Source organism: Mesorhizobium quangtriensis (genome assembly GCF_040081925.1).
Taxonomy (GTDB): Bacteria; Pseudomonadota; Alphaproteobacteria; order Rhizobiales; family Rhizobiaceae; genus Mesorhizobium_K; species Mesorhizobium_K quangtriensis.
In genome coordinates this window covers 706,467-725,374 of the sequence record NZ_JBEBMF010000003.1, presented here as the reverse complement: position 1 = coordinate 725,374, position 18,908 = coordinate 706,467, and the positions used below count along the sequence as shown (strand labels likewise).

At 62.9% G+C, this 18,908-nt stretch carries 18 protein-coding genes; 8 read left to right on the top strand and 10 right to left on the bottom strand.

Annotated elements, in window-relative coordinates; genetic code table 11:
• Positions 1–21: 21 nt before the first annotated feature.
• Positions 22–660: an invasion associated locus B family protein gene (locus ABMA32_RS19315; RefSeq protein ID WP_349015406.1), complete on the top strand. Its 639-nt coding sequence runs from the start codon at positions 22–24 to the stop codon at positions 658–660.
• A 69-nt stretch (positions 661–729) separates the two neighbouring features.
• On the opposite strand, the gene hspQ is transcribed toward ABMA32_RS19315, so the two are convergent.
• The gene (hspQ, locus tag ABMA32_RS19310) at positions 730–1,053 is read right to left on the bottom strand and encodes a heat shock protein HspQ (protein ID WP_349015487.1); all 324 of its coding nucleotides are present in this window, start codon (positions 1,051–1,053) and stop codon (positions 730–732) included.
• 127 nt (positions 1,054–1,180) lie between these two features.
• Between hspQ and ABMA32_RS19305 the strand changes: the two genes are divergently transcribed.
• Positions 1,181–2,143: an AEC family transporter gene (locus ABMA32_RS19305; RefSeq protein ID WP_349015405.1), complete on the top strand. Its 963-nt coding sequence runs from the start codon at positions 1,181–1,183 to the stop codon at positions 2,141–2,143.
• On the opposite strand, the gene ABMA32_RS19300 is transcribed toward ABMA32_RS19305, so the two are convergent.
• Positions 2,120–3,337 carry a UbiH/UbiF family hydroxylase gene (locus ABMA32_RS19300; protein WP_349015486.1) on the bottom strand — a complete coding sequence of 406 codons (1,218 nt, stop codon included), beginning with the start codon at positions 3,335–3,337 and terminating at the stop codon, positions 2,120–2,122. The two genes, ABMA32_RS19305 and ABMA32_RS19300, sit on opposite strands and share 24 nt — an antisense overlap.
• Before the next feature lie 148 nt (positions 3,338–3,485).
• Here ABMA32_RS19300 and pcsA point away from each other — a divergent pair, with 148 nt between their 5' ends.
• The 6 genes from pcsA to ABMA32_RS19270 all read left to right on the top strand — a co-directional run bounded on the left by pcsA (position 3,486) and on the right by ABMA32_RS19270 (position 10,147).
• Positions 3,486–4,295, top strand: coding sequence for a phosphatidylcholine synthase (gene pcsA, locus ABMA32_RS19295; RefSeq protein ID WP_349015404.1), 810 nt, complete (start codon positions 3,486–3,488; stop codon positions 4,293–4,295).
• 3 nt (positions 4,296–4,298) lie between these two features.
• Complete coding sequence (locus ABMA32_RS19290) at positions 4,299–5,276, top strand: quinone oxidoreductase family protein (protein ID WP_349015403.1); 978 nt, start codon at positions 4,299–4,301, stop codon at positions 5,274–5,276.
• A gap of 133 nt (positions 5,277–5,409) precedes the next feature.
• Positions 5,410–6,975 (top strand): ABC transporter ATP-binding protein, encoded by a 1,566-nt coding sequence (locus ABMA32_RS19285; protein ID WP_349015402.1) that lies wholly within the window; start codon positions 5,410–5,412, stop codon positions 6,973–6,975.
• Entirely contained in the window at positions 6,975–8,096 is a 1,122-nt protein-coding gene (locus ABMA32_RS19280) for an ABC transporter permease (RefSeq protein WP_349015401.1), read from the top strand. The genes ABMA32_RS19285 and ABMA32_RS19280 overlap by 1 nt, the downstream gene beginning before the upstream one ends.
• 1 nt (position 8,097) lies before the next feature.
• Entirely contained in the window at positions 8,098–9,012 is a 915-nt protein-coding gene (locus ABMA32_RS19275) for an ABC transporter permease (RefSeq protein ID WP_349015400.1), read from the top strand.
• 58 nt (positions 9,013–9,070) lie between these two features.
• Positions 9,071–10,147: a BMP family ABC transporter substrate-binding protein gene (locus tag ABMA32_RS19270; RefSeq protein ID WP_425475560.1), complete on the top strand. Its 1,077-nt coding sequence runs from the start codon at positions 9,071–9,073 to the stop codon at positions 10,145–10,147.
• Positions 10,148–10,228: 81 nt separating this feature from the next.
• Here the strand turns inward: ABMA32_RS19270 and rimO are convergent, their stop codons facing one another.
• The 8 genes from rimO to ABMA32_RS19230 all read right to left on the bottom strand — a co-directional run bounded on the left by rimO (position 10,229) and on the right by ABMA32_RS19230 (position 18,842).
• Positions 10,229–11,542, bottom strand: coding sequence for a 30S ribosomal protein S12 methylthiotransferase RimO (gene rimO / locus ABMA32_RS19265; protein WP_349015399.1), 1,314 nt, complete (start codon positions 11,540–11,542; stop codon positions 10,229–10,231).
• A 111-nt stretch (positions 11,543–11,653) separates the two neighbouring features.
• Complete coding sequence (locus tag ABMA32_RS19260) at positions 11,654–12,364, bottom strand: TerC family protein (protein WP_349015398.1); 711 nt, start codon at positions 12,362–12,364, stop codon at positions 11,654–11,656.
• Between the two features lie 210 nt (positions 12,365–12,574).
• Positions 12,575–13,387, bottom strand: a complete 813-nt coding sequence (locus tag ABMA32_RS19255) for an MBL fold metallo-hydrolase (protein ID WP_349015397.1) — start codon at positions 13,385–13,387, stop codon at positions 12,575–12,577.
• Between the two features lie 2 nt (positions 13,388–13,389).
• Positions 13,390–14,184 (bottom strand): TatD family hydrolase, encoded by a 795-nt coding sequence (locus ABMA32_RS19250; RefSeq protein WP_349015396.1) that lies wholly within the window; start codon positions 14,182–14,184, stop codon positions 13,390–13,392.
• Positions 14,185–14,189: 5 nt separating this feature from the next.
• Positions 14,190–15,737, bottom strand: a complete 1,548-nt coding sequence (gene metG, locus ABMA32_RS19245; RefSeq protein WP_349015395.1) for a methionine--tRNA ligase — start codon at positions 15,735–15,737, stop codon at positions 14,190–14,192.
• 143 nt (positions 15,738–15,880) lie between these two features.
• On the bottom strand, positions 15,881–16,933 hold the full coding sequence (locus ABMA32_RS19240) for a DNA polymerase III subunit delta' (RefSeq protein WP_349015394.1): 1,053 nt from the start codon (positions 16,931–16,933) through the stop codon (positions 15,881–15,883).
• Between the two features lie 4 nt (positions 16,934–16,937).
• Complete coding sequence (tmk, locus tag ABMA32_RS19235; RefSeq protein ID WP_349015393.1) at positions 16,938–17,600, bottom strand: dTMP kinase; 663 nt, start codon at positions 17,598–17,600, stop codon at positions 16,938–16,940.
• Positions 17,601–17,711: 111 nt separating this feature from the next.
• Positions 17,712–18,842: a D-alanyl-D-alanine carboxypeptidase family protein gene (locus ABMA32_RS19230; RefSeq protein WP_349015484.1), complete on the bottom strand. Its 1,131-nt coding sequence runs from the start codon at positions 18,840–18,842 to the stop codon at positions 17,712–17,714.
• Positions 18,843–18,908: the final 66 nt, after the last annotated feature.

The following is an 18,908-nucleotide window of genomic DNA, read 5'->3' as shown; positions in this document are numbered from 1 at the left end:
AGTTGAGAGGAATCGAACGAGATGACAAGCCTGAAAACCGACGCTTACCGTGTCTCGGTGATGGCCGCCGGTGTCGTGGGCGTGCTTGCCGCCGGGCTTCTGCCTGCCGCGGCTCAGCAGCAGCCGCAGCAACCGCAGATTCCGAAAGGCTGGTTCAAGGCCTGCGCCAAGCAGGAAGATGTCGATATCTGCAATGTGCAGAACATCATGACCGCCAACACCGGGCAGGTCATTACCGGCATCAGCCTGCTCGAGCTGAAGGGCAAGGTGAACCGCAAGGTCTTTCAGGTAACCGTGCCGACCGGCCGTCTGGTGCCTCCGGGCATCGGTCTTCAGATCGACGGCGGCAAGGCCCAGAAGCTCGAATACGTGCTCTGCTTCCCGGATCGTTGCATCGCCGAGGCGCAGCTCAACGACCAGTTGGTAGGCTCCTTCAAGAAGGGCACCGAGCTCACACTGACCTCCGTCAATGCACAGAACCAGGCCAATCCGGTCAAGGTTTCGCTGGCTGGCTTCACTGCCGCCTTTGACGGTGCACCGCTGCAGCAGTCCGACATCGAGGACCGCCAGAAGAAGCTTCAGGAGTTCGTGGCGAAGAACAACGAGGACTTCGCCAAGAAGCTCAAGGAAGAGCAGGACAAGGCCAAGGCCGCGAACTGATCGCGCCTGCCTGACGCAATAAAAAAGCGGGGCTTGCCCCGCTTTTTTATTGTCCGAAACATTCGAGGGTCAGTGTCGCGTGCGTACTTTCGGCGCGTACTGCCCGTCCGCCCTGACGTCGAACAGTTCCCGCAACTGCGGATGCCGCACAGGTTCCCCTGAATCATCTTCCAGCAGGTTCTGCTCGGATACGTAGGCGATGTATTCCGACTCCGAGTTTTCCGCGAGCAGGTGGTAGAAGGGCTGGTCCTTGCGGGGCCGGACGTCCTTCGGGATCGCTTCGTACCATTCCTCGGTGTTGTTGAACTGCGGATCGACATCGAAGATAACGCCCCGGAACGGGAACAGCCGGTGGCGCACCACCTGGCCGATTGCAAACTTCGCTGTCTTGATGTCGTTCATGATCCGAGCCTTGCGTCATATTTGGCGCAGTGCAACATGCAATTCAATCCCGGATGCGCTTTGCGCACGGGGAACTGTGAGGCGGACAGAGCCTCGCGGCGGCTGGAAGAATTTGTGAATGCTCGATGTCATCGGCCTTGTCCTGCCGTTCTTCGGATTGATTTTCCTCGGCTTTTTCGTCGCGCGCATCACCCGCCAGCCGGTCGAAGCGCTTGGCTGGATGAATACCTTCATAGTCTACGTCGCCTTGCCGGCTTTGTTTTTCCAGTTGCTGGCGAAGACGCCGTTCGAGCAGCTGACGGAATTGACGTGCATCCTAGGCTCCGTGCTGTCGACCTATTTCATCTTCACGCTGATGTTTGCGGGATCGAGGTTGATCGAGGGCAGCAGCATCGCGGAATCGACCATCAAGAGCCTCGCTGCTGCCTATGGAAACATCGGCTACATGGGCCCGGGACTTGCATTGCTTGTGTTCGGACCCGAAGCGGCAGTACCGGTCGCGCTGATCTTCTGCTTCGAGAACATCATCCATTTCGCGGTCGCGCCGATGATGATGGCGCTTTCCGGCGGAGAGAAGCAGCCGCCCGCGCAACTTATGCTTGGCGTGCTGCGCAAGATCGTCCTGCATCCCTTCATCATCGCGACCGCGGCGGGCGTCGCGGCGGCATATCTTCACCTTCGGCCGCCGCTGCCGATCGAACGGCTGCTGGAATATCTTTCGGCCGCCGCCGCGCCCTGCGCGCTCTTCGCCATGGGCGTGACGCTGGCGCTGAGGCCGTTGAAGCGAGTGCCGAAGGAACTCGGCCCGATCGTCTTCCTCAAGCTGATCCTGCAACCGCTGGTCTGTTATGTCGTGCTGAGTTGGGTGGGCAATTTCTCGGAAGTCTGGCTGTTTTCCGCCGTGCTTCTGGCGGCGCTGCCCACGGCCACCAACGTCTTCGTGCTTGCCCAGCAATACCACGTCTGGGTCGAGCGGGCCTCGGCCAGCATCCTGCTGACTACCTGCTTCTCGGTCGCAACAGTGACGGGCCTGATCTACCTGATCACCAGCGGGATGCTACCGCCCGACCTGTTCCCGTAGATCGCCGAAGACGCGCGCAAGGCCACTGCCCGGCTGGAGCCCCTCGCGCATGAAGAGCGCGCGGAGCGGCGCAAAACCGCCAACTGCGCCGAGCGTGAAGCTACGGGCCAGCTGGGCCGGCAGCATGCTGGACAACAGCGAGACATTCAGCAAGTTGACCGCAGCCGACCGCGCGACCACGTCCGGCTTTCTTCGACGATCGTACGCGTCGAGTACGGCCTTCGATCCGATATCGCCGCCACATTTTTCAATTACATCAACAAGATCACGAACATCTCTAACACCAAGGTTCAAGCCTTGGGCGCCGATCGGCGGGAAGACATGTGCGGCCTCGCCCACCAGCGCGACCCGGTTCCGCGCGAAGCGTGCAGGAAGCGTCGCGCCGAGCGGATAGACCTGTCGGCCTGGCTCGACGGTCACGCGCCCGAGCAGCGACTGCATCTTCTCTTCGACCAAGGCGGACAGAACGTCATCAGAAACTTCGGACAGCTCCCGAGCTTGTTCTGGCTTGAGCACCCAAACGAGGCTCGAGCGATCGCCGGGCAGGGGAACCTGGGTAAAGGGACCGGTCTCGGTATGGAATTCGGTCGAGATGAAGCTATGCCCGCGTGTGTGCGAAAAATTGAGGACGAGCGCCGCCTGCGGATAGGTGCGGCCCGACGTCTTTATGCTGGCTGCGTCCCGCGCGGGCGACAGTCGGCCGTCGGCGGCGACCGCCAGCAATGCTTCGACGGTCGAGCCGTCACTCAGCTTCGCGGACGCCTGTTCATCGCCGATCGACCAGACTTCCACCAACGCGCGACGCCAGTGGATTGTCGGACGGGCCAGGACTGCGGCTTCGAGAACGGCGTTCAGAACACGGTTCGGCATGTTCAGCCCGAAGCGTTCTTCCCCGATCTCGGCGGCGCGGAACGTCACGACCGGGCTACGAAAGAGACGCCGCGTGGCGTCCACGATCCGCATCACCTTCAGCGGAGCCGCGCGCGGCTCCAGCGAAGAAAGCACGCCTAGACTGTCCAGAAGCGCCAGCGCAGGTGTCATCAGCGCTGTGGTTCGTCCGTCCGAAGATGAGGCAGGGGGGCCAACCAGCTTGACTGGCACTCCGATGTCGGCCAACGCCAGCGCAGCGATCAGGCCGGCCGGACCCGTGCCCGCCACGATGACCGATCGGTCGCTCTTGCTCTCATTTTCCATACTACAGCTATAGGCAGGCCGGCCGTTTCGATCAATGCGACCGTCGGACGCCACCCGGGCCGGAGCGGTTGTGGTTGGATTGCGGCACAACATGGCTTGTGCCGATCGCAGGCGTGCTATTACTGTCACCGACCATCTCGCCGGCCGCATGGTCGACACACAACGGGGGTCCGGGCGGCTGTTGAAACCCAGAACGAAAGTCACATGGCCGCAGGCGCGCGCCTTCTCGGTCCACCTGCTGACCGCATCGGGCTCGTTCCTGGCCTTCCTGTCCCTCGTGGCGGCCAGCGAGGAGCGCTGGACAGCAATGTTCTGGTGGCTCGGGCTTGCACTCTTCGTCGATGGCATCGACGGTCCGATCGCGCGCAAGCTGGACGTCAAGGAGGTTCTGCCGACCTGGTCGGGCGAACTCCTCGACAACATCATCGACTACGTCACCTACGTCCTGATTCCCGCTTTCGCGCTCTACCAGTTCGGGCTGATGGGCGAGGGACTGTCCTTCCTCTCGGCAGCGATCATCGTCGTGTCGAGCGCGGTCTACTACGCCGACACGGGCATGAAGACGCGGGAGAACTTCTTCAAGGGGTTCCCCGTCGTCTGGAACATGGTGGTATTCACGCTCTTCGTCATCGAGCCCGGGGAATGGGTGTCCTTCGCCGTGGTGCTCGCTGCCGGCATCCTGACGTTCGTGCCGGTGTTTTTCCTGCATCCGGTGCGTGTCAAGCGCCTGCGGCCGCTCAATCTCGGTGTGACGCTGGCGTGGTGCGCCTTCGGGGCGCTGGCGCTCGCGGAATCCTACCTGGCGCAGTTTTATACGCAGATCGGCGTGCTGGCGGAAAACGTCAGCGCCTTCACCAAAGTCGGCATCGGCGTCACCGGCATCTACCTTTTCTGCATCGGCGGCGTCATGCAGCTGTTTCCCAACCTCGGCGGCAAGCCCGAGACACAGAAGGCCTGACACATGGCGAAGGCTGTCCGTATCCACGCGCATGGTGGGCCCGAGGTGCTTTCCTGGGAGGATGACAATCCCGGCACACCCGGACTCGGCCAAGCTCTGGTCCGACAAACCGCAATCGGGCTCAATTTCCTGGACACCTACTACCGCACCGGCCTTTACGCAGCCCCGAACGGCCTGCCGCTGGTCGCGGGCGCCGAAGCCGCGGGGACGGTCGTCGAGGTGGGCGAGGGTGTCGACTGGCTCAGGCCGGGTGACCGTGTCGCCTATTTCACGGCGATCGGCGCCTATGCGCAAGAACGCGTGGTCGCGGCCGACAGGCTGGTGAAGGTACCAGACGGCATATCGGACGAAATGGCGGCGGCCATGATGCTCAAGGGCATGACCGCCGAGTTCCTGCTTCGGCGCACGTTCCCGATAAAGCCGGGCGACACGCTTCTCTGCCATGCCGCTGCGGGCGGCGTCGGCCTTATACTCGGCCAATGGGCCAAGCATCTCGGCGCGAACACAATCGGCACCGCTGGCTCTGCGGACAAGGTGGAGCTGGCTCGCGCCCACGGCTACGATCATGTGATCAACTACCGCGAGCAGGATTTCGTGGCCGAGGTGAAGAACATCACCGGCGGCAAGATGTGCGACGTGGTCTATGATTCCGTCGGCAAGGACACGTTCCCCGGTTCGCTGGACTGCCTCCGGCCGCTCGGCATGTTCGTCTGCTTCGGCCAGTCTTCCGGCCCGATTCCGCCGTTCAACCTGTCGATGCTGGCGCAGAAGGGCTCGCTTTTCGCGACCCGACCGACCCTTTTCACCTACACCGCAAAGCGCGAGCATCTGGAAAGAGGCGCGGCCGCGCTGTTCGATGTCGTCCTCTCCGGCAAGGTCGAGGTTCGGATCAACCAGCGCTATGCTCTGGAAGATGCCGCGAAAGCGCACGCCGACCTCGAAGGCCGCAAGACGACCGGGACAACCATTCTGATTCCGTGAATAATCAGTCGCGTTGCCCTCGAAAAACTTGAAAATCTTTCAAGGCTCGTCCTAGTTTGCGTTGCAGCAGGACGGCGGCTACGATGCCCACGGGAACAAAAGAATATAACTGGCTTAATGACCGGGAGGCACGGTGAGTGCTGATACCGCCGCGGCGAACCTGCTTGAGGTTCGCGGCCTTACGAAGATATTCGGGACGCTGAAAGCCTGCGACGCGGTCGACCTGACCATTCGCAAGGGCGAGATTCATGCATTGCTCGGCGAAAACGGCGCCGGCAAGTCGACGCTGGTGAAGATGCTCTTCGGTTCGCTGGAGCCGTACTCCGGCGAAATCCGCTGGAACGGGCAGCCGGTCAAGATCGCCAACCCGAACGCGGCCCGGAAGCTCGGCATCGGCATGGTGTTCCAGCACTTCTCGCTCTTCGAGGCGCTGTCGGCGGCCGAGAACATTGCGCTGTCGCTGGACGACCAGACGCCGATCTCGACGATTGCCGCCAAGGCGCAGGCGTTGTCCTACAGCTACGGCCTGCCGCTTGACCCCTATTCGCTGGTGGGCGACCTTTCTGTCGGGGAGCGTCAGCGCATCGAGATCATCCGCTGCCTGCTGCAGACGCCGGACCTCATCATCCTCGATGAACCGACATCGGTTCTGACGCCGCAGGAAGCCGACAAGCTGTTCGAGACGCTGGAGCGGCTTCGCGCCGAGGGCAAGTCGATTCTCTACATCTCGCACCGCCTCGAAGAGGTGAAGCGCATGTGCGATGCGGCCACCGTGATGCGCCACGGCAAGGTCGTCGCCCATTGTGACCCCCGCCAGGAGACGGCGGCCTCGCTGGCGCGCATGATGGTGGGTAGCGAAGTTCATGCGGTCGTACGCGCGCCGGTCGAGGGCATCGAGACGGCCGAGGCGCTGCTCGAGGTCAGGAACCTGAGCCGAAAGCCGGCGACGCCATTTTCCATGGCGCTGAAGAACATTTCGCTCAATGTCAGGGCAGGCGAAGTCATCGGCATCGCAGGCGTGGCCGGCAACGGGCAGGGCGAGTTTTTCGAGGCCGTGTCGGGCGAGGCCATGCAGCCGGATGCCGGCACGATCCGCATACGTGGCAAAGACGCCGGAAGACTCTCCATCACCGGCCGCCGGCTGCTCGGCGCAGCGTTTGTCCCCGAAGAACGGCTTGGCCACGGAGCCGCGCCACGCATGAAGCTCTCGGAAAACCTGTTCCTGTCCCGCTACGCCACCGACAGCAAGGCCTTCCTCGGCCCCGCCGGTTTCGTAAAGGAAAGCGCCATCGACGCGGCTACGCAGCGCATCATTCAGGAGATGGACGTCCGGAAGAGTGCGCGCGACCCTGAAGCTGCCGCACTCTCCGGCGGCAATCTGCAGAAATTCATCATCGGCCGGGAGCTTGATCGCCGCCCGACGGTGATGGTCGTCAACCAGCCGACATGGGGCGTTGACGCCGGCGCCGCGGCCAAGATCAGGCAATCGCTGATCGAACTGGCGCGGTCGGGATCTGCGGTGCTGGTGATCAGCCAGGATCTGGACGAACTGTTCGAGATTTCGGACGCGATCTCCGTCATGCACAATGGCGAGTTGTCAAAACCGCTGCCGCGCGCCGAGGCGACGTTCGAGAAGATCGGCCTCCTCATGGGCGGCGCCGAGCCCGGCCATGCCGACCCCGGTCTGGAGAGCGTCTGATGCGGATCGAACTCGTCAGGCGCCCGCAACATTCGGTGCTCTTTTCTACCCTTTCGCCATTCATGGCGCTCGGGCTGACATTGATCGCCGGCGCGATCATGTTCTCCGTGCTGGGCAAGAACCCGGTCGATGCGCTCTATTACTATTTCATCGACCCGCTGACCGGCATCTGGGACCCCAGCAATCGGTGGCAGTTGCATGAGTTGGCCATCAAGGCGGCCCCGCTGATCCTGATCGCGGTCGGCCTTTCGGTCTGCTACCTCTCCAACAACTGGAACATCGGCGCGGAAGGCCAGTTCATTGTCGGCGCTATCGTCGGCTCCTTCATTCCGGTCATGTTTCCAGGCTTCCATTCATGGATCGTGCTGCCGCTCATGCTGATCCTCGGCATGGCCGGCGGCGCGGCCTATGCTGCTATACCCGCCTTCTTCAAGGTAAGGTTCAACACCAACGAAATCCTGACCAGCCTGATGCTGGTCTATGTTGCGCAGCTCTTCAACGACTGGCTGGTGCGCGGCATCTGGCGCAATCCCGAGGGCATGAGCTTCCCCGGCACGATCCGCTTCAGCGAATGGGCCATCCTGCCGCAGATCTGGCCGGATGCGGGCCGCGCCCATTGGGGCTTCGTCTTCGCACTGGTCGCGGCCGTCCTCGTCTGGTTCATGCTGTCGAAGACTCTCAAGGGGTTCGAGGTGAAGGTGCTGGGACAGAGCCCGAGGGCAGGGCGCTTTGCCGGCTTCTCCTCCGGCAAGGTCGTCTTCTTCGCCTTCCTGCTTTCCGGCGCGCTCGCCGGGCTTGCCGGCATCTGCGAGGCCGCCGGTCCCATCGAGCACCTGAACGAGAAGATATCGATCGGCTACGGCTTTACGGCCATCATCGTAGCGTTCCTCGGGAGGCTGAATCCTCTCGGCATCGTCGCCGCCGGCATCATCCTGGCGCTTACCTATCTTGGCGGCGAGTCGGCGCAGATCGCCATCGGCGTCTCCGACAAGGCGGTACGCGCCTTCCAGGGCATGCTGCTCTTCTTCGTGCTCGCCTGCGACACGCTGATCCACTACCGCGTCCGCATCGTGGGAACATCGGGAATGAAGGCCGAAGCCGGCAAGGCGGGGGCCGTCTGACATGATCGAGCAGATACTCATAACCATCGCCACCGCCGCGACGCCTTTGCTGATCGCCGCGATCGGCGAACTCGTCGTGGAACGGTCGGGCGTTCTCAACCTCGGCGTCGAGGGCATGATGATCATGGGCGCGGTCACCGGCTTCGGCGTGGCGCTCACCACCGGTTCGCCATGGCTCGGCGTGTTCGCCGCCATCATTGTCGGAGCGCTGTTTTCGCTGCTGTTCGGATTCCTGACGCTGACGCTTGTCACCAATCAGGTGGCGACGGGCCTGGCGCTCACGCTCCTCGGTCTCGGCCTCTCCGGCATGATCGGCGAAGCTTTCGTCGGCCAGCCCGGCGTCAAGCTCGCGGCCATCTACATTCCGGGGCTGACGGACATTCCTTTCGTAGGCCGGCTGTTCTTCGGGCAGGATCCGCTTTTCTACGTCTCGATCCTGCTGACCGTCGGCGTCGCCTGGTTCCTGTTCCGGACGCGCGCGGGTCTGACGCTTCGCTCCGTCGGCGACAATCACGGCTCGGCGCACGCGCTCGGCATCAACGTCATCCGCATCCGCTATCTCGCCGTCATGTTCGGCGGCGCTTGCGCCGGGCTTGCCGGCGCTTTCCTGTCGCTCGTCTACACGACGCAGTGGATCGAGAACATGAGCGCGGGGCGCGGCTGGATCGCGCTGGCGCTGGTGGTCTTCGCATCATGGCGTCCGCTGCGCGTTCTTGCCGGTGCTTATCTGTTCGGCGCGGTCTCAATCGGCCAGCTTCATGCGCAGGCGCTGGGGATAGGCATCCCCTCGCAGCTGCTTTCGGCCCTTCCTTATCTGGCTACCACCCTCGTTCTTGTTCTAATCTCGCGGAACAGGCGACTGACGATGATCAACACACCGGCTTCACTGGGGCGGCCGTTCGTGCCAGATCGCTAGACAAAATGCAAAGACGGGAAGAGACCCCAAAAGAAGAACCTCAAAAGGATCTACCAGTATGAAAACAAGATTTCTGACACTCGCAGCCACGGCGGCGGCACTTGCGTTCGGCACGATGGCGGCGGAAGCCAAGGTCAAGGCCTGCTTCATCTATGTCGGCCCGATCGGCGACTTCGGCTGGTCCTATCAGCACCATCAGGGCGCGCTCGAGGCGCAGACGGCCCTCGGTGGCGAGGAGCAGGTGGAACTCGCCTATCTCGAAAGCGTGCCGGAAGGCGCTGACGCCGAGCGCGCCATAGAGCGTTTCGCCCGCTCCGGCTGCAACATCATCTTCACGACGTCGTTCGGGTACATGGATGCCACCAACGCGGTGGCCAAGAAGTTCCCCGACGTGAAGTTCGAGCATGCAACCGGCTTCAAGCGTGAATCGCCCAACGTCTCGACCTACAACTCGAAGTTCCACGAAGGCCGCTACGTGCAGGGCATCATCGCCGCCAAGATGTCGAAGGCCGGCGTCGCAGGCTACATCGCCTCGTTCCCGATCCCGGAAGTGGTGATGGGGATCAACTCCTTCCTGCTCGGCGCGCAGTCGGTCAATCCAGACTTCAAGGTCAAGGTCGTGTGGGCCAACACCTGGTTCGACCCGGGCAAGGAAGCCGACGCTGCCAAGGCGCTGATCGACCAGGGCGTCGACATCATCACCCAGCACACCGACTCGACCGCGCCGATGCAGGTTGCGCATGACCGTGGCATCAAGGCCTTCGGCCAGGCTTCCGACATGATCAAGTTCGGCCCCGAGACCCAACTCACCTCGATCGTCGACGACTGGGGTCCGTACTACACCAAGCGCATCAAGGCTGTGGCTGACGGAAACTGGGAACAGATCGACATCTGGGGCGGCATGAAGGACGGCCATGTTGTCATGGCTCCCTACACCAACATGCCCGATGACGTGAAGGCTGCTGCTGAGGCGGCCCAGGCCAAGATCACCTCCGGCGAGCTCAATCCGTTCACTGGACCGATCAACAAGCAGGACGGGACCGAATGGCTGAAGGCAGGCGAGGTGGCTGAGGACGGCGTGCTTCTTGGCCTCAACTTCTACGTCGCCGGCGTGGACGACAAGCTGCCGCAGTAAGCGCAGCTCTCACATCCGAACGAAGGAAGGGCGCCTTTGGCGCCCTTTTTCATTGCGGCCGGCCGAATGCGTGGAATGCGCTCAGACGGCTGTGCCGTAGAGGTCGTAGGCGTCAGCCCGATCGATCTTGACGGTCACGATGTCGCCAGTGCGGAGCGGCCTGCGCGACTGTATGTGAACGGAGCCGTCGATCTCGGGCGCGTCGTACTTCGTGCGTCCCTTGGCAGCCGTGCCATGCACGTCGTCAATGATAACGGGAAGGCGCTTGCCGACCTTCTTCTGAAGCAGGCCGGCCGAAATCTTCTGCTGGCGCTGCATGAAGCGGTGCCAGCGTGCTTCCTTGATTTCCTGCGGCACCTGTTCGAGGCCCAGGTCGTTGGACCGCGCGCCATCGACCGGCTCGTATTTGAAGCAGCCGGCGCGCTCGATCTTGGCTTCGTCCATCCAGTCGAGCAGCATCTCGAAGTCGCCGTCCGTCTCGCCGGGGAAGCCAACGATGAAGGTCGAGCGGATGGCAAGGTCGGGGCAGGTTTCGCGCCAGCCGCGGATACGCTCCAGCGTCTTCTCGCCATGCGCCGGGCGGCGCATGTTCTTCAGCACCTGCGGCGAGGCGTGCTGGAACGGGATGTCGAGGTAGGGGAGGATCTTGCCGTCGGCCATCAGCGGGATGACGTCGGCGACATGCGGGTAGGGGTACACGTAGTGCATGCGCACCCAGATCCCCATCTCGCCGAGTTCCTGTGCAAGATCGAGGAACTTTGCCTTCACCTCGCGGTCGTGAAAAAGGCTCGTCTGGTATTTCACGTCGATGCCGTAGGCGCTGGTGTCCTGCGAGATCACCAGCAGTTCCTTGACGCCGGCGGCGGCAAGCTTTTCCGCCTCGCGCAGCACGTCGGCGGCCGGCCGCGAGACGAGATCGCCGCGCAGCGCCGGGATGATGCAGAACGTGCAGCGATTGTTGCAGCCTTCGGAAATCTTCAGGTAGGCATAGTGGCGCGGTGTCAACTTCACGCCCTGCGGCGGCAGCAGGTCCACGAACGGGTCGTGGGCCGGCGGAGCAGCCTCGTGCACGGCGGCCATGACGCTTTCGTAAGCCTGGGGACCGGTGATTGCCAGCACGTTGGGGTGTTTTTGGCGGATCAGCTCCGGTGTCGCGCCCATGCAGCCCGTGACGATGACTTTGCCGTTCTCCTTCATCGCGGTGCCGATCGCGTCCAGCGACTCGTCGCGCGCTGAATCCAGAAAGCCGCATGTGTTGACGACGACGAGGTCCGCGCCGTCGTGCTTGCGCGATATCTCGTAGCCTTCGGCGCGCAGGCGCGTGAGGATACGCTCGGAATCGACGAGCGCCTTTGGGCAACCGAGACTGACGAAACTGACGCGTGGCGCGGCCATTCAAAGCTTCCGGTGGATCAGGAAAGGCGGCGCAGTATCACAATTTCTCGGGATTGTAATCACCGCCGCGTCACAGAAGCCGGCGAGGGCGCAGAAAGCGCCCTCGGGGGCTCAGTGCCCCATCGCCGGCTTGCCGCCGAACCAGAAGTCGAGGAAGGCAAAATGCTCAGGCCACTGGCCATAGGCGCCCTTCAGCGTCATCTCGATCGCGACATAGACGATGACCGCCAGACCGACATAGGCGATCCAGCGGTGCTTGTGCAGAAGCTTTGCGATGAAGGTTGCGGCAAAGCCCATCAGCGCGATCGACAGCCCGAGCCCGATAATGAGGACCGTCGGGTGGTCCATCGCAGCGCCGGCGACGGCGAGTACATTGTCCAACGACATCGAAACGTCGGCTATGACGATCTGCCATGCGGCCTGCGCAAAGGTTTTGCGGGGCTTTGTAGACGCAACCTTGCTGCCGCTGGCGGGACCTTCTTCGCCAATCGTAGCTTCCGCCAGCGCTTCGGCGGCGGCGTGTTCCTCGTGATGAGGCGTGCGCAGTTCGCGCCACATCTTCCAGGAGACATAGAACAGCAGCAGACCGCCGGCGATCAGCAGGATCGGGCCGATCTGCAGCAATTGCTGGGTGATCAGAGCAAAGCCGATACGCAGTATGGTGGCAGCGATGATGCCGACGAGGATCGCTTTCTTGCGCTGTTCCGGCGGAAGGCCGGCCGCTGCCAGGCCGATGACAATGGCATTGTCGCCCGCGAGAACGAGGTCGATCGCGATGACCTGCAGGAGCGCGGCGAAACCAGCGGCTGTGAAGAGTTCCATGAAGTCCTTAGCCTCGGGAGTTGGGCCGTGGATGGGAGAGGTGGCCGTACAAGCGCACCTGCTTCCCGTCAAGTGGACCGTCGAGCGCGCATCTACACATTTGTCGCATAAGACATATTATGGAACTTATGGGCTAATGAGAGGTTGGGTGAAGCCTGTGTTTGCGCGCCTCATGCCAATCGCTTCGTCCCCCGGCCGCAGCGCTTTGATTCAAAATGGAATCTCTATCGTCATGCCGTCATAGGCCGGCTCGACATGATCCGGGGTCTCGGCGCTGACTGCGGCGTAGTCGAGCGGCGTATGCATGTGGGTCAACACGGCGCGACCTGGCGTCAGCCGCTCGATCCAGCCAAGCGCCTGGCCGAGTGAAAAATGGCTCGGATGCGTGTTGTATTGCAGCGCGTCGATGACGAGCACGTCGAGGCGGCCAAGTCGCTCGACCGTCGCCGCCGGAAAGTCGCTGACGTCGGGGCAATAGGCCAGCCGGCCGACGCGAAAGCCGAGCGACATGATATCGCCATGCACATGCGGCAGCGGCTCGAAGGTGAGGGGTCCCCCCTCTCCTTCCACCGTGAACGCCGCCGGCGTGTCGATGAGATGGCCGCGCACGATCGGCGGGTAGGAGCCTCCGGGCGGCGTCTCGAAGCAGTAGCTGAAGGCCTGCTTCAGCCTCGCCAACGTCGGCGCATCGGCGTGAACGTCGATGAGATTGCGCTGTTCCAGCCAGTATCCGCGCAGATCATCGATGCCGTGGATATGGTCCGCATGCGGGTGGGTGTACACCACTGCATCGAGGCGCTTGACGCCCGCCGCGACCATCTGCGCCCGAAAATCCGGGCCTGTATCGATCACGACGCGCGTGACACGGCCGTCCGGCGCCACGCGCTCGACCATCGCGGCAGTCCGCGTGCGGCGGTTCCTGGGATCGTTGGGATCGCAATTGCCCCAGTCGCCGGTGATGCGCGGTACGCCCGGCGACGAACCGCAGCCGAGGATGGTGAGACGCAGGATGTCGCCTGCCACGGTCAGGCTGCCCGCGTGACGGTCTTGCCCGCCTTCGAGAATAGATGGAAGAAATTCTCAGTCGTGATTTTCCTAATTTCTGCGTGGCTTACACCAAGAACCTCAGCCAGAACATTCGCCGTATTGACGACGAAAGAGGGCTCGTTCCGCTTGCCGCGCATGGGCACGGGGGCGAGGTAGGGCGCGTCCGTCTCGACCAGCAGCCTGTCACGCGGAACCTCGGCGGCGATGGACCGCAGTTCGTCGGAATTCTTGAAGGTCAGGATACCGGAGAACGAGACATAGCCGCCGAGCCGCACACCTGTCCGGGCCAGTTCCGCGCCCGATGAGAAGCAGTGCAGCACGAAAGGAAACGCGCCCTTCCCGGTCTGTTCTTCCAGGGTCGCGGCTATGTCCTCGTCGGCATTCCGGGCATGGATCACCAGCGGCAGGCTTGTGCGGCGCGCCGCCTCGATGTGTGTCCGAAAACCCTTCATCTGGTCGTCGCGTGGCGACTTGTCGTAGTGGTAGTCGAGCCCCGCCTCGCCGATCGCGACAACCTTCGGATGCGCCGACAATCTGACCAGTTCGTCGGCCGTGACGTCCAATTCTTCGGCCGCGTTGTGCGGGTGCGTGCCGACCGAGCAGAAGACGTTGTCGAACTCTTCGGCTATCGCCAGCACCTGATCGAACCGCCGCACCCTGGTCGAGATCGTGACCATGTGGCCGACTCCCGCAGCCACCGCGCGTGCCACCACTGCCGCCCGTTCCTCGGCGAAATCCGGAAAGTCGAGGTGGCAGTGGCTATCGACGAGCATCGGCGTCAGGTTTCCTCGGCCTGCTCGACGTAGCGCGGGAAGACCGGCGCCGGTGCCGGCAGCACGGTACCCGAAACGAGCCCGTGCGCGTCAGAGACATGGGCGAAGCTGCGATCATCGTCCTTGACCGCCAGTAGGTCGAGGAGTTTTGCGGCCGAGTTCGGGATATAGGGCTGACACAGGATGCCGACGCGCCGCAGCACCTCGGCCGTCGTCCACAACACCGTCTCCATGCGCACCGGATCGGTCTTCTTCAGTGCCCACGGCTCCTGCCCCGCGAAATAGCGGTTGGCTTCGGCGACTACGCCGAAGATCGCGGCCAGCGCCTGATGGATCGCCTGTTCGGCCATCGTCTTGCGCGCGGTCTCCAGCGCTTCGGCGGCCTGCTTCAGGATCGCCACGTCGGCTTCGGCCAGCGCGCCCTTGGCAGGGACCATGCCGCCGCAGTTCTTCGCGATCATCGACAGCGAGCGCTGCGCCAGATTGCCGAGATCGTTGGCGAGGTCGGCGTTTGTGCGGTTGACGATCGCCTCATGGCTATAGCTGCCGTCCTGGCCGAACGGCACCTCGCGCAGGAAGAAGTATCGCACCTGATCCAGGCCGTAGTGCTCGACCATCGCGAAGGGATCGACGACGTTGCCGACCGACTTCGACATTTTCTCGCCGCGGTTGAACAGGAAGCCGTGCGCATAGACGCGCTTGGGCAGCTCGATGCCCGCCGACATCAGGAAGGCCGGCCAGTAGACAGCGTGGAAGCGCACGATGTCCTTGCCGATGATGTGCGTCGCCGGCCAGTAGCTCCAATTTTCGGCGCTGGTGTCCGGGAAACCGGCCGCCGTGATGTAGTTGGTCAGCGCGTCGACCCATACATACATGACATGCTTGGGGTCGCCCGGAACCGGAACGCCCCAGTTGAACGTGGTGCGCGAGACCGAGAGGTCCTGCAGCCCAGACTTCACGAAGCTGAGCACCTCGTTGCGGCGCTCCGACGGGCCGACGAAGTCTGGATTGCTTTCGTAAAGCGCCAGCAGCTTGTCCTGATAAGCGGACAGCCGGAAGAAATAGCTTTCCTCCTCGTTCCATTCGACCGGAGAGCCGAGCGGCTCGCGCCTGACGCCGTCGTCGCCGAGGGTCGTTTCCTTCTCGTCGAAATAGGCTTCTTGCCGCACCGAGTACCAGCCGCTGTAGCGGTCGAGATAGATGTCGCCATTGGCTGCCATGCGTTCCCACAGCGCCTGGCAGGACTTGTAGTGCCTGTCCTCTGTGGTGCGGATGAAGTCGTTGATGGACGCGCCGAGAGCAGCCTCCATGTCGCGGAAGATCGCCGAGTTGCGATCGGCCAGCTCCTTCGGCGTGATCCCTTCCTTCTCCGCCGTCTGCTGCATCTTCAGCCCGTGCTCGTCGGTTCCCGACAGGAAGAACACGTCCTTGCCGTCGTGGCGCTGGAAGCGCGACAGGGCATCGCTGGCGATCACCGTATAGGCATGGCCGATATGCGGCTTGCCGTTCGGATAGAAGATCGGAGTGGTCAGGTAGAATTTATCGCGGGACATGGTGGACGCCGTTCAGGAATGCAGGGACAAAGTTTGGCGGAGATAGCGCATCGGGCCGATGGAAGCCACCCGGTCGGGCATCAGACCTGAAAACAGGAAAAGCTTCGGCAAAATCCGGCGCGGCGCTGAAAATCAGCGCAGCTTCACATTCGAAACGTGTCTTGCAGCCGGACGATCATGTTCAACGCATGTTGTTTGCGGTCGAGATTATAGGTTTCGGTTTCCGCGATCGCAACCCGTGAGTCCTCCCAGCCCTGCGACAGGCGGTCGGCGAGTCGTGTTTCACCCCTCAGCGCGGCCGTCGACGCCGCGTTGGCGAAGAGGTCGAGCGCGTGCTGGTTGAAGATGTCGAATTGTATCGCCGCATCGCGTCCGCTCACCGCGTCGGCAACGCGATGCGCGCCGGCGACGTCGAGGCTTGGCGACAGCACGATGCGGTCGGTCGCCTCGGCGATTTCAAGCCCGCCATATTGGGTGAGCAAGATCGCCATGCGCACGCTGCCCCCTGCCCGTTCCGCCAGCGCATCCTGCGAGGGTTCGTCGGCCGGCTGCGCAAGATCGAAGTGCGAAAGGGCAGCGAACAGATCCTGCCGGCCGAGGGGCGCAAGCCTGACGGTCTGGCAGCGCGAGCGGATGGTCGGAAGCAGTCCACCGGGCGAATGCGCGATCAGGATGAAGACTGTGCGCGACGGCGGCTCCTCAAGGTTCTTCAGCAGCGCATTCGCAGCGTTGGTGTTCATATCGTCGGCCGGATCGACGATCACGACGCGGTAGCCGCCATCGTGTGAGGTCATCGCCAGGAAGCGGTTCACGCGCCGGATCTCATCAACCGTCACGACTGTCTTGAAGCCTTTCGTCTTCTCGTTGAGCGGACGTGTCAGATGCAGGACGGAAGGATGCGCTCCGATGGCGATCTGGCGAAACAAGGCGGATTCGACGTCCGGCGTCGCGAGCATATCAGGCGCGCGACCTGGTTCCGGATACTTCAACAGATGATAGGCGAGATGAAAGGCGAGCGTCGCCTTGCCGATACCGGTCTGGCCCGCAAGCAACAGTGCGTGCGGCAGCTTTCCCGTGCGATGGGCCGATGCGAGCATCGTCGCGACGCCATCATGCCCGAAAAGATGCGGGTTCTCCGCCGGCTCCGGGATACCGTCCAGCGTGTCGTGCTGCTCGGGGGCCATGCGCTCAAACATCCGTCTAGGTTTCCTGGACCGCTTTGGGCTCGGCATGCGAACGGACCGGCAGCGCGGCGAAAACCGCCTGCGTCACCGCCTCCTCCACCAGATCCGCTTCCGGCGTGGCATCGATCACCACGCAGCGTCTCGGTTCCTTGAGCGCAACGTCCAGGAACGCCTGCCTTCGCCGCCTGTGAATGGCGAGCGTCTCGCGCTCGAAGCGATCTACCTCGCCGTTTCCCCGCCGCGCCGATGCCCGCCGCAGGCCTTCCTCGGGGTCGAGGTCGAAGATCAGCGTCAGGTCGGGCATCACCCCGTTCAGCGACACGTGCTCCATCTCCGCCATCAAAGCCGGATCGATGTTGTCCTGATAGACGCGCCAGGAATCCACGAAACGATCGCAGAGCACGATCTTGCCGCGCCTCAGCGCCGGTCGGATCAGCTGTTCGATATGGTCTGACCGGGCCGCCGCGAAGAGCAGCGCCTCCATCGTCGGCCCAAAGGGTTCCGCCGCGCCAGAGAGGATGACGTGGCGGATCGCCTCTGCGCCCGGCGAACCGCCCGGCTCGCGCGTCACCGTGACGGCATAGCGCTTGTCGCGAAGCTTTCTGGCCAGCCGCTCGATCTGCGTCGACTTGCCCGCGCCCTCCCCGCCTTCGAACGTTATGAAAAAGCCGCGCGCCAATCCCGTATTCCGTGTCGGACGGCGCAAAGATCGACGCCATCGGACGGTATGTAGAGCATTGATCGCCCGGATGAAATCAATTCCGCCGTTTGCCGAAGCCGCAGCCCCGGATCAGCGCAGCCATCCGACCATCAACTCGCCGACGGCATCGAGCGCGCGCTGCTGGAGGCTTCCGAGCTCCACGGTCTCGGCGGCATAGAGCGGCGTTTCCTGGCTCATATTGTCGCCGATCCAGACCCTCAGCACGCCGACCGGCGTGCCTTCGCGCACAGGCGCGGCGATCGGGCCCCGGTAGACGATGCGCGCGACCAGCCGGTCGGTGTTGGTCAGCGGAATGAAGATGCTGATCGGCCCCTTGGCCTTGACAGCCACTCCAGACTTCGCGCCGCCAAATACCTTCGCCTCGCCGATCACCTCGTCGGCTTCGAAAAGCTGCGTCTTTTCGAAAGCCCGCAGGCCCCACTCGAGCAGCTTGCGCGCTTCTTCGCCGCGCTCCTGCTCGCTGGCCATGCCGCTCATTGCGGCGAACACGCGGTGTCCGTCCCGCTGCACCGAGCCGACGATCGCGTAGCCGGATGCGTCGGTGAAGCCGGTCTTCATGCCGTCCGCGCCGATCTCCATGCCAAGCAACGGGTTGCGGTTGGGCTGGGTGATCTTGTTCCAGGTGAATTCGCGGATGCTGTAGAAGCGATAATACTCCGGATATTCCTGCCAGATATGCCGGCCGAGGTGCACCAGTTCGTTCATTGTGACGAGCTGTCCTTCGGCGGGTAGCCCGTTGGAATTCTTGAACACGGACTGTTTCAGGCCGATCTGCCGCGCTCGCTCGGTCATCAGTTGCGCGAAATTCTCTTCGGTGCCGGCGATGCCCTCGGCAAGCGTGATGCATGCGTCGTTCGCCGACTGGACGATCACGGCCTTGATCAGGTCCTCGACCCGGATTTCCGAGTTCACCTTGGCGAACATGGTCGAACCGCCGGACTTGGCGCCGCCCTTGGTCCAAGCGTTCTTGCTGACGGCGAACGTGTCGTCCATCTTCAGTCGGCCGACCTTGAGAGCATGGAAGACGACTTCCATGGTCATCAGCTTGGCCAGCGACGCCGGCGGTATCAGCTTGTCCCCGTCCTTCGAGTAGAGGATCGTGCCTGTCTCGGCGTCGAGCATCACGGCCTGCTTGGCGCGCGTCTCGAAAAGTTGAGATTTGGCCTGCGACCAGCCGGGGCCGGTCGAGCCAAAAATCATCGCCAGCGCGATGAGAACGGAAAATGCGCGTGTTGCCATGAGCGCGATGTCCTGCAGGAATGCGGC

Coding starts and splice junctions, on each gene's coding strand:
- ABMA32_RS19280 (WP_349015401.1), top strand. CDS start 6,975: ATGCGGATCGAACTCGTCAGGCGCCCGCAACATTCGGTGCTCTTTTCT.
- ABMA32_RS19290 (WP_349015403.1), top strand. CDS start 4,299: ATGGCGAAGGCTGTCCGTATCCACGCGCATGGTGGGCCCGAGGTGCTT.
- ABMA32_RS19305 (WP_349015405.1), top strand. CDS start 1,181: ATGCTCGATGTCATCGGCCTTGTCCTGCCGTTCTTCGGATTGATTTTC.
- metG (WP_349015395.1), bottom strand. CDS start 15,737: ATGTCCCGCGATAAATTCTACCTGACCACTCCGATCTTCTATCCGAAC.
- pcsA (WP_349015404.1), top strand. CDS start 3,486: ATGGTCGACACACAACGGGGGTCCGGGCGGCTGTTGAAACCCAGAACG.
- ABMA32_RS19250 (WP_349015396.1), bottom strand. CDS start 14,184: ATGCTCGTCGATAGCCACTGCCACCTCGACTTTCCGGATTTCGCCGAG.
- ABMA32_RS19270 (WP_425475560.1), top strand. CDS start 9,071: ATGAAAACAAGATTTCTGACACTCGCAGCCACGGCGGCGGCACTTGCG.
- ABMA32_RS19275 (WP_349015400.1), top strand. CDS start 8,098: ATGATCGAGCAGATACTCATAACCATCGCCACCGCCGCGACGCCTTTG.
- ABMA32_RS19315 (WP_349015406.1), top strand. CDS start 22: ATGACAAGCCTGAAAACCGACGCTTACCGTGTCTCGGTGATGGCCGCC.
- ABMA32_RS19240 (WP_349015394.1), bottom strand. CDS start 16,933: ATGTTTGAGCGCATGGCCCCCGAGCAGCACGACACGCTGGACGGTATC.
- rimO (WP_349015399.1), bottom strand. CDS start 11,542: ATGGCCGCGCCACGCGTCAGTTTCGTCAGTCTCGGTTGCCCAAAGGCG.
- ABMA32_RS19260 (WP_349015398.1), bottom strand. CDS start 12,364: ATGGAACTCTTCACAGCCGCTGGTTTCGCCGCGCTCCTGCAGGTCATC.
- ABMA32_RS19230 (WP_349015484.1), bottom strand. CDS start 18,842: ATGATTTTTGGCTCGACCGGCCCCGGCTGGTCGCAGGCCAAATCTCAA.
- ABMA32_RS19300 (WP_349015486.1), bottom strand. CDS start 3,337: ATGGAAAATGAGAGCAAGAGCGACCGATCGGTCATCGTGGCGGGCACG.